This is a genomic window from Olsenella sp. AGMB03486 (genome assembly GCF_040884255.1).
GTDB classification, from domain to species: domain Bacteria; phylum Actinomycetota; class Coriobacteriia; order Coriobacteriales; family Atopobiaceae; genus Olsenella_L; species Olsenella_L kribbiana.
Genome location: NZ_JBEVTM010000035.1, coordinates 1 through 9,855, shown reverse-complemented (window position 1 = coordinate 9,855; position 9,855 = coordinate 1). Strand labels below are relative to the sequence as shown.

8 protein-coding genes and 1 pseudogene are annotated in these 9,855 nt (G+C 59.3%); 5 read left to right on the top strand and 4 right to left on the bottom strand.

The window, feature by feature from the left end; genetic code table 11:
• Positions 1–194: 194 nt before the first annotated feature.
• The gene (locus ABVS03_RS11115; protein WP_330973004.1) at positions 195–1,142 is read right to left on the bottom strand and encodes a putative ABC transporter permease; all 948 of its coding nucleotides are present in this window, start codon (positions 1,140–1,142) and stop codon (positions 195–197) included.
• A 361-nt stretch (positions 1,143–1,503) separates the two neighbouring features.
• Here ABVS03_RS11115 and ABVS03_RS11110 point away from each other — a divergent pair, with 361 nt between their 5' ends.
• From ABVS03_RS11110 to ABVS03_RS11100, 3 genes are read left to right on the top strand one after another with little or no spacing between them, the layout of a single operon-like run.
• Positions 1,504–1,818 carry a PadR family transcriptional regulator gene (locus ABVS03_RS11110; RefSeq protein ID WP_368019160.1) on the top strand — a complete coding sequence of 105 codons (315 nt, stop codon included), beginning with the start codon at positions 1,504–1,506 and terminating at the stop codon, positions 1,816–1,818.
• Positions 1,815–2,630, top strand: coding sequence for a DUF1700 domain-containing protein (locus ABVS03_RS11105; RefSeq protein ID WP_368019159.1), 816 nt, complete (start codon positions 1,815–1,817; stop codon positions 2,628–2,630). Before ABVS03_RS11110 ends, ABVS03_RS11105 begins: the two co-directional genes overlap by 4 nt.
• A gap of 20 nt (positions 2,631–2,650) precedes the next feature.
• On the top strand, positions 2,651–3,661 hold the full coding sequence (locus tag ABVS03_RS11100) for a lysostaphin resistance A-like protein (RefSeq protein WP_368019158.1): 1,011 nt from the start codon (positions 2,651–2,653) through the stop codon (positions 3,659–3,661).
• Between the two features lie 85 nt (positions 3,662–3,746).
• Here the strand turns inward: ABVS03_RS11100 and proC are convergent, their stop codons facing one another.
• On the bottom strand, positions 3,747–4,526 hold the full coding sequence (proC, locus tag ABVS03_RS11095) for a pyrroline-5-carboxylate reductase (RefSeq protein ID WP_368019157.1): 780 nt from the start codon (positions 4,524–4,526) through the stop codon (positions 3,747–3,749).
• Between the two features lie 22 nt (positions 4,527–4,548).
• Entirely contained in the window at positions 4,549–5,751 is a 1,203-nt protein-coding gene (locus ABVS03_RS11090; RefSeq protein ID WP_368019156.1) for a MalY/PatB family protein, read from the bottom strand.
• A 264-nt stretch (positions 5,752–6,015) separates the two neighbouring features.
• Here ABVS03_RS11090 and glgB point away from each other — a divergent pair, with 264 nt between their 5' ends.
• Together glgB and ABVS03_RS11080 are read left to right on the top strand one after the other, a co-directional pair.
• Positions 6,016–7,836, top strand: coding sequence for a 1,4-alpha-glucan branching protein GlgB (gene glgB, locus ABVS03_RS11085; protein WP_368019155.1), 1,821 nt, complete (start codon positions 6,016–6,018; stop codon positions 7,834–7,836).
• A 107-nt stretch (positions 7,837–7,943) separates the two neighbouring features.
• Positions 7,944–8,564 (top strand): hypothetical protein, encoded by a 621-nt coding sequence (locus tag ABVS03_RS11080; RefSeq protein WP_368019154.1) that lies wholly within the window; start codon positions 7,944–7,946, stop codon positions 8,562–8,564.
• A 76-nt stretch (positions 8,565–8,640) separates the two neighbouring features.
• Here the strand turns inward: ABVS03_RS11080 and ABVS03_RS11075 are convergent.
• A pseudogene (locus tag ABVS03_RS11075) lies at positions 8,641–9,855 on the bottom strand (tetracycline resistance ribosomal protection protein); the annotation flags it as partial.

Below are 9,855 nucleotides of genomic sequence, written 5' to 3'. Positions count from 1 at the left end.
AATGAAATCGAGCCTTGAAGGCTTGGGCTATGGCATGCGCCTGATCCTGGAAGCCGACTGCGCGACCGTGCTTGGCTGTCTCTCATCGATCGCTATCCTCTGCGCGCTCTGCCTCGTCTTCGGCTGATCTCACCCATCCCCTTTTCTCCCCCCCTGTCAAGGCAAGCGCCCCTTTCGGGGCGTTTTCCGTCTTTCTATGAGGTTGTGCTCGTGCCGTCTTCGATGACCATATTCTCGAATCTGTTCGACATGAACTCGTTCGAGTAGTGTTCGTCGACCCATTCCTGGAAGGCGTTCTGGGGAGGTATCCCTGCGTCGCGTGCCGCTCTCCTGTTGAAGCACGCAAGCGTCATCCCGATATCGGCCACGAGATAGACCGCCAGAAGCGCTACGAACGTGACCTGGCGCTGCGTCGTCGGCTCGCCAATCGTGTAGAGGAGCCAGGGCATAACAATCTCGGTCCAGGCAAGGCCCAGGAATCCCCAGAAGAAGAGGAAGGGCACCGCCACCCATTTCGTAATGGCTCCCGGCACCCCGCCTGCAATGTAGTCCCAAGAAACGGCACCCATGAAGGTCTCCATGCTCCAGCCGGTTATCTGCTCCAAGAGGCCTCCTACGATCATCGACGCCAGGAAGATCTGCCACCACTTGGCGTGCTTCCTGCGCATGAACATGCCGGCAGCCGTAAGGAACAGAGCTCCGAACCCATAGAGCGGCGAGAACGGACCCCAGACAAGGCCGTAGCGACCCTGCGTAAGGCCGACAGAGACGAACATCCAGAACTCTTCGAGGGCAAGGCCCAGAAACGAGCAGAGCAGGAAGATGATCACGACGTGGTACCAGGTGATGCGCATATGGTCCACGTAGTCGCTTCTCACGACTGCCTCGGCACGCTGAATCTGGCGCACCTGGTCGCGCGATAGCTTGAGCGGCTTTTTCATCTCCTTGCCGATATGGCGGGCGGCACGGTAGAGGATGAGCTGGTCGACCGCATCTGCTACCTCAGGCGAGACAGCGCGGTTGTCGATAGCGCGCTGGACCGGCTTGCCACGGCCAAGCCAGGCGAAGAACGACTTCACAAGCCAGAAGATGAAGCGTATGAGGAGCCCCAGAAGGACCAGGGAGACAACTGACCAGAACACAGGCTATCCAATCGACAGGTTCGCGCGGAACAGCTGGACAGAGACATTGGCAGATGCTGCTTCCCTATTCTGGCAGATACGCAGGGCGCCTGCAGGGCAGAACATGCTTTAGGCCGCCTGAAGCAGCGTGTGCCCATTCCCCTCCCCGAGGTGCCTGGCGACAGCAGCCATCCCAGGAAGCATTCGGCAATGCACTGCGCTGCATCTCGAACAGTTGCTCGAACCCTGCAAGAGATTGCTCGCCCGCCGCTTTCGCAAGAAAGTCCGGAGAAGCGCTTGACTCAATACTATGTGACGCATAGTATTCTTCTTGCCATGATACTATGTGTTGCATAGTATTCGAGACGAGAGGAGGAGAGCCATGGAAGCGCAGCTGAAGCGTGGCTTTCTCGATATCTGCGTCCTTGCCGCACTTGCCCGGGAGGACTCCTACGGCTACCAGATCATCAAGGATGTACCGGCATCGCTCGGGCTGTCCGAATCGACGCTCTACCCGATCCTGAAGCGTCTGAGAACGCAGGGGCAGCTCGAGGAATACAGCCGCGAGCATGCCGGCAGGCTCAGGAAATACTACACGATCACCGACAAGGGCAGAGCGACACTCAATGCCTTCGTCGAAGACGAAGGCAGCATCGAAGAGATCCTGTCCTACGTGAGAGAGGGAGCGGGAAAATGACCTACGAAGAATGGAGCGAAGAGCTGAGGCACGCACTCGAGAAGAGAGGCGTCAGCAAGGCCGAGACAGAGCGGGCCTGCGCCTTCTGGCGGGAAGCCTTCGAAGACCGCACCGAAGCCGGCATGGATGAGGAAGAAGCAGTTGCAGACCTCGGCAATGCCGAAGAGGCAGCAGACGCTGTGGTCGAGAGCCTGCCACCCTTCCAGAAGAGCCTGCTCGGCCTCCGCCAGAACAAGGAGCGCACGATACTCGTGATTGTCCTTCTGGTCGTCGGTGCAATCGTCTGGGTGCCGCTCGTCTTTGCGGCAGCGCTTGTCGCCGTGAGCATCTTTCTTGCTCTCTGGTCTGCCATCGGCTGCGTCTGGCTTGCTGACGGAGCTGCCATGCTCTCCGGCATCTCCGGCATCATTGCTCTCATCTGGGGCTGCACGCAGGGGTATCTTGCGGCGGGCCTTGCCGAGGGTGGCGTCATGGTCGCCGTCGGCGGTGCTTCTGTCATGCTCATCCCTCTTGCCATCCAGCTCACGAGCATCCTCTACCACCTGCAGGCACGCTTTGTCCGCTGGGTCGCCCATTTCTTCATGCGCGTCGTGAATCCCGAAGCTGTGATCGAAGAGAAGACGTCCACGCTCTGGTGGCGCCGCCATCCCGATACCTTCCGCCTGCTCCTCACGATCGGCGGCATCATCTGCGCTGCAGGCACCATCCTTGCCCTTGTCGGCTTTGCTGTCTCCGGCTTCGATGCAGCCGTCTTCTCTGCGCTGCCGGCAATCGGCCCCAGCACCTTTGGCGCGTTCTCGCTTCACTTCTAGGAACTGGGGAGCAGCCTTCCATGGACAGGAACATCTCCGCCCGGGACATCCTCGGCCTTGCCGGCAGCTATCTCTGGGCCCTTGCACTCATCCTCGCAGGAAGCCTCATCGGCTCAATACTTGTCTCTGCCATCGCAGGCGCCCTCTATGGGCTCGTATCAGGCGACAACATGAGCCTCATGTGGGATGCCCTCAAGGCAGGAGATCCCACCGTGCTCGGCCTTCCGGCGCCAGGAGCAGGCTACAGCATCTCCTGGGCAAGCATCATCTATACCGCAGGCCGCTACCTTCCCCATCTGGGTATCTGGGGGGCCTTCCTCCTCTATCTGGCAGTCTCGAAGACCTCGCACCCGATTCTCAAGGTTCTGAGGCCAGGCTATGGCGGAAACACCCTGAGAGGCCTTGCCTTGGGTCTCGGCCTTGGCTTCGCGCTCAATGGCATCTGCATCCTTGCTGCGGCCCTTTCGGAATCGATCCAGCTCTCCTTCATCGGCGTGAATGTCCTGGGCCTCGTCCTTGTTTTTGCCTGCGTCTTCATACAGTCATCGGCAGAAGAGTTTGCCATCCGCTGCTACCTCTTCGAACGGACACTCAGGACCTGCGGGAGCACCACCTTTTCCATCGTCTCGAGCTCTGCCCTCTTCGCCCTTCTCCACCTCACGAACCGAGGCGCAAGCTTCGTGTCCTGCCTCAACATCTTCCTCGTCGGCGCCTTCTTCTGCCTGCTTGTCGCGAAGCTCAGAAGCCCTTGGACAGCATTCGGCTGCCATACGGCCTGGAACTTCACGCAGGCCGTGCTCTTCGGCCTTCCGAACTCGGGCTACACGTCCCCGTTCGCGCTCTTCGGCCTTGCCTCCGGAACGACGCCTCAGGCCGGCTTTGCCTATGATCCCATCTTCGGTATCGAGGCCTCGCCCCTCTGCGGCATCATATTCGCCGTTGCCTGCCTGGCACTCATCCTCTATGCCAGAAGGCGCAATCTCGAGCCGGACAATATCTGGACTGAAGGGGCACTTCCCTCTGTTTCGTGACAGAACCATCTGTATGCATAAGGAAGCGGCACAGGGAGCCATTCCCTGTGCCGCTTCTGCCATCTCTTGCATGTTCCGGATCTGGCTACTCAAGAATCGCATCGATCGAGTGGATGCAGGCCGCACGGAAGCCGTCCTCCTCAAGCGAGCAGACGCCTCTGATCGTGGTGCCGCCCGGCGAGCAGACCGCATCCTTGAGCACGCCCGGCTGCTCCTTCGTCTCTAGGGCAAGAGCAGCGGAGCCTTTCACCATCTGCGCGACAAGCGCATAGGCCTGCTCACGCGGCACGCCGTACTTCACGGCCGCATCGGCATAGGCCTCGATCATGAGGTCGACGAATGCCGGTCCGCAGCCTGTGACCGTGCCCGCTGCCGCCATGAGCGCGCTCGGCACCTCCTCTACGACGCCGACCGTCGCGAAGAGGTCCATAAGGGCCTTGCGCTCGGCAGGCTCGAGGCTCGTCTTCTCCTCGAAGAGGAGCACCCCTTCCCTCACCATGGCAGGGGTGTTGGGCATCACGAACTGGAAGCGGACGTCAGGAGGAAGCACCTTCTCGTAGTGTGCGAAATCCCAGCCCGCAGCGATCGAGACGAGCGCCTTGCCGGAAAGCGCATCGCCGAGCTCTGCCACGACACCCTCGATTTGGTACGGCTTGCATGCCATAACGAGCGTATCTGCGGCAGCGGCAAGATCTGCAAGCGAGGCGACCGGCTGAAAGCCGATACGCTCGGCGGTCTTTTTGAGCTTGTCCTGGTGCGGTGCATAGGCAAAGACATGCTCGCCTGCCAGAGCGCCTGACGAGATGAAGCCCTGGGCTAGCGCCTGCGCCATGTTGCCCATGCCGATGAAGCCGAGGCTTTCCATAAGGTCCCCTTTCGTGTGCTTCCTAGTCTGTGAAGACGTAGCGGTCGAGGCGTGAGAACGCTTCCTCGACACGTGCCGTCGGCAGTGCGAGATTCATGCGGATCGTATCTCCTGCCTGGAAGGGACGCCCATCCTGCCAGGCGACGCCCACATCCCAGCCGGCACGCTGGAGCTCGTCGATCGAGACCTTGTGCTCCTGGCACCAGCCAGCGCAGTCGAGGAAGAGCATGTAGGTGCCCTCGGGGCGGAAGAAGTCCACACCCTTGTGGGCCGAGAGATGCTTCACGGCGACATCGACGTTCGTATCGAGGACCGGCAGGAGCCCGTCAAGCCAGGCCTCGCCTTCCTTCGAGAAGGCGCCGATGGCGGCATACATCGAGAGCACATTCATTGCGTTGTAGTGTGTGCGCGTGCTTGCGGCAACGAGACGGTCCCTGAGATAGCGGCTATAGACGATGTGGTAGGAGCCCACAAGGCCAGCGAGGCTGAACGTCTTGCTCGGCGCATAGAAGGCAATCGTGCGCATCTTTGCATCGTCGTTTATGGACTGGTACGGGATGTGCTTATGTCCGGGAAGGATGAGGTCGCTCCAGATCTCATCCGAAATCACGACGCAGTCATGTGCCGCATAGACCGCATTTGCCGTCTCGAGCTCTTCGCGGGTCCAGACACGGCCGCAGGGGTTGTGCGGGTTGCAGAAGACGACGAGGTGGATCTTGTTCTCCTCGATCTTCTGTGCCATGTCCTCGAGATCCATGCGCCAGACGCCGTCAGCGTCGCGCTTAAGCGCAGAATGGACAATCCTCCTGCCTGCATGCTCGATCGAGCCCGTGAAGCCGATATAGGTCGGGTTGTGGACGAGGATGGCATCGCCTGGCGAGCTGAAGGCTTCGAGCGCAGAGACCACGCCGCCGAGGACGCCGTTCTCGTAGCCGATATCCTCCTTCGTGAGGCCCTGGACGCCGTTTCTGTCCTTCTGCCAGCGGATGATTGCATCGAAGTACTCATCCCTCGGCTCGAAGTAGCCGAAGGTCGGATGCTTCAGGCGCTCAGCCATAGCATCGGTGATGCAGGAGGGAGCAAGGAAATTCATGTCTGCCACCCACATCGGGATAGCATCGAAGCCCTCCTTCGGAGCGCCCGGTGCTCCCGGCTTGCCGAGCGCATCGACCGCTATCGCATCATATCCGGCACGCTCGGGGAGCGTGGTGTAATCGAACTCCATGGATCTTCCTTTCTGCGTGCAGGCAAGAGCCTGCCTCTCATATGCACCTAACTGTAGCCCATATGGCCAGATGTCCTTTCCACAAACATGGCTTCCAAGACGCACCACAGCAGAACCGTTACCATGCCCCGCCTGCGGCATAGGCACACCGGAAGCCGAGGAGGCTTCGCACTTTCCCGACAGATGTCCTATTCTTTACCTGTACAGAACATTTCCCGATACAGATGTATCGGCCCTATAGGCGGTGCCCGAAGGAGCTGGCAGATGAAGACCTATGACTTCTATGTAGGCAACGAGTACTTCGCACATGAATATCTGGGTGCACATCTCGTCCTGGGAGGCGTGACGTTCCGCACGTTTGCGCCTGCCGCAGAGTCGATAGACCTCGTGCTCGACGGCAAGCGTTTCCCGATGAACAAGATCGAGGACGGCAACTTCTGGGAGGTCTTCGTGAAAGGTGCCAAGGCAGGCACCCCCTACGAGTACGCAATCACGCACGGCGGCAGGACCGTGAACCATGCCGACCCGTATGGCTACGAGATGGAGCTGAGACCTGCCCACCGCTCCATCGTCTGGGACCTCTCCTATACCTGGCATGACCAGGACTGGATGCAGAAGCGCACAAACCGCGTGGACGGCCCCATGAACATCTACGAGATGCACATGGGCTCCTGGAGGAAGAAGTCGGGAGACGAGCCGACAGACGATCCGAAGGACTGGTACCGCTACGACGAGATCGCAGAGCCCCTCGTGAAGTACCTCACGGAGTCCGGCTTCAACTACGTCGAGTTCATGCCCCTGAACGAGTATCCCTTCGACGGCTCCTGGGGCTACCAGCCGACCGGCTTCTTCAGCCCGACTTCCCGTTACGGCACGCCGCAGCAGCTCATGGAGCTCGTCGATGCCCTGCACCAGGCAGGCATCGGCTGCATCCTCGATATCGTGCCTGTGCACTTCGCAACGGACCCGTATGGCCTAGCCGATTACGACGGCACGCCGCTCTTCGAGTATCCGAATGACGCGGTCGGCGTCTCCGAGTGGGGATCGCACAACTTCATGTATTCCCGCGGCGAGTCGAGGAGCTTCATGCAGTCCTCTGCGAACTTCTGGCTTGGCTGCTACCACTTCGATGGCCTGCGCATGGATGCCATCTCCCGCATCATCTACTGGCAGGGAGACGAGGCAAGAGGCGTCAACAACGACGCTGTCGCCTTCGTCCGCAAGATGAATGTCGGCGTCAAGAACCTCAACAAGGGCAGCTTCCTTGTGGCTGAGGACTCGACGAACTTTACCGGCACGACAAAGCCCGCATCCGAGGGCGGCCTCGACTTCGACTACAAGTGGGACATGGGCTGGATGCATGACACGCTGAGCTTCTTCCAGACCGACCCCTACTTCCGCGCCGGCAACTACCACAAGCTGAGCTTCTCGATGATGTACTACTACAACGAGAGATATCTGCTGCCGCTCTCCCACGACGAGAATGTCCATGGCAAGGCGACGGTTGCCCAGAAGATGTGGGGCGACTACGACAAGAAGTTCCCGCAGGCCCGCTCGCTCTACCTCTACATGATGATCCACCCTGGCAAGAAGCTGAACTTCATGGGATCCGAGATTGCCCAGCTGCGCGAATGGGACGAGAAGCGCGAGCAGGACTGGTTCCTGCGCTCCTACCCCATCCACGACGGGTTCTACCACTACTGCGCAGCCTTGAACCACCTCTATCTCGAGCACCCTGCCTTCTGGGAGGAAGACTACGAGCAGAAAGGCTTCCAGTGGCTCGACGTGGCCTCGACGACGAGGGTCTGCTATGCCATCGAGCGCAGGAGCAAGGAAGGCGAGCGCGTCTGTGCCCTCATGAACTTCAGCGGTGCCGAGCAGAAGGACTATGTCGTGCCCCTGCCTGATGCCAAGACCGCAACGGTCATCCTCGACTCCGACTGGGAGCGCTTCGGCGGAACGACCCCGGACGATACGGCAAAGGTCGCCTTCGATCCTGAGACCGGAAAGATAACGGCAGACCTGCCGCCCTTCGCAAGCGTCCTTCTTCTTGCAGATGCACCCTCCGCTCAGAAGAAGGCTTAGACGCCCAGCCGAAAGAGCAGCATCCTCACAGCAGGCGCATATTAGACTGAATGGCAGCCGCCTCACGGGGCGGCTGCTTCGTTCCTGCCATATCCTGGGAGGTTCCCATGAGCGAGATCGGATTCAAGATCCAGATGCTGCCGCAGTCTCTGACAGAAGAAGAGACCGACGAGCTGCGCCGCCATTACCTTGTCTATGCAAAGGCAGAGCGCGACGAGGGACGCGACCTCCATCGCGACCTTGACCGCATATATACGGAGGTAGACAGGCTTGCTGAGGAAGGCAAGCTCCTGCGCCTCGTGACCTCGCTCCATGAGTCGAAGCACACTGTCATCTTCGCGACGGACGCCTCGATGCTCTCGCTGCGCGAGTTCCAGCAGGCCATGCTTGCAGAAGGCAGGGTCGTGCGTCTCATCTCCGAGTCCTCCCCTGAAATCAACTTCGTGACCGCAATGATGCCGACAGACCTTCTGCTCGTCGTCACGACCTCGAACGGCTTTGCAAGGCGCCAGATTGCCCGCATCAAGCAGAGCCGTGCCGACAAGGCCATCATCACTGCCTCGGAAGACCCCGATCTCCACAGCGCCTTCAATGAGGTGCTGACCATCGGCCACGGTGCCGAGGAAGGTTCCGCAATGCACCGCATCTATGCAACCTTCGGCGTGACCTACTTCTTCGACCGCCTCTTCACGCAGTACGCAAGGGCATTCGACGAAGAGCTCGCCTGATTCAGAACCAAAAAAGAGACGACGACGGTTACCCTCCATAACTTCTGATTGTTGCCGTCTTGACGATTATGTATCTTTACATTACCTTCTGAAACATATGGCGCACCTTGTCCAGGCGGCTGTTTGGACGGCGGGGCTGGATGACCGGCTCGCCGACAGTGGCCTGATACCCTTTCAGTTCCGTCAGGCATACGCTCCGCCCGTTGGTGTAAGAGGCCAGATCAGTACGGTATGCCTGTATGCAGCGGGCAGGAATCTCGCCAGTAAAGACAACTTCATCCTTTTTTACCTGGGCCGTTTCGATGGTGGCACAGTATTTCGGCGCATCGTGATAAGCCCTGGAAAGGTATTCCTGGGGCGCATAGAGGGTGAAGGAGAGATAAGGTTCCAGCAGCTGCGTCCCTGATTCCTTCAATGCCTGTTCCAATACAATCGGGGCCAATGAGCGGAAGTCCGCCGGCGTGCTGACCGGACTGTAATAAAGCCCGTATTCAAAGCAAATCTTACAGTCCGTTACGTTCCAGCCATACAAGCCCTGCTCCAGCCCGTAACGGATACCATCCCTGACAGCGTTTTGAAAACTCTGGTTCAAGTATCCCAGGGAAACCCGGCTCTCGTATTGTACACCGGAGCCAAGCGGGAGCGGCGTAACAGACAGTCCGATGGATGCCCAAAACGGGTTGGGCGGCACCTCGATATGGATGGTGTGGCTGGCTGCTTTGAGCGGCCGCTCCATATAAATGACGGTGGGTTCCTTCACCGCTGTTTCAATCTTGTACTTTTCCGCCAGCAAAGCGGAAACAACCTCCAACTGCACCCGGCCCATAAAAGAAAGAATGATCTCATGGGTGATGGAATCCACCTCGTAGCGCAAAAGCGGGTCAGTATCCGCAATTTGCGTAAGAGCGTCCAGCAGCCGTTCTCTTTGCGTTGCCGTTTTCGGCGCAATCGTCGTCCGCAGCATGGGGAGGGGGTCCTCGCGCCACCTTTTACGAGGGAGCCGGGTTGGGTCCCCCAATACATCGTTTAACCTCACGCTGTCGCTGGGAAGGATAACAATTTCACCCTGATAAGCGGTGTCTGTCCGAACAATTTCCCCTTTGGATGGAATACGCATCTCTGTGATTTTCAGCTTTTCTCTCCCGGCCAGGGCCACCGTATCCCGCAGGCGCAGCGTTCCGCTGTATAGCCGCAGATAGATGAGCCGCTGGCCGCAATCGGTGTACTCAACCTTGAAAACGCTGCCGCATAGGGCGGCGCTCCCCTGTTCCCCAATCGGTTGGAACAGCTC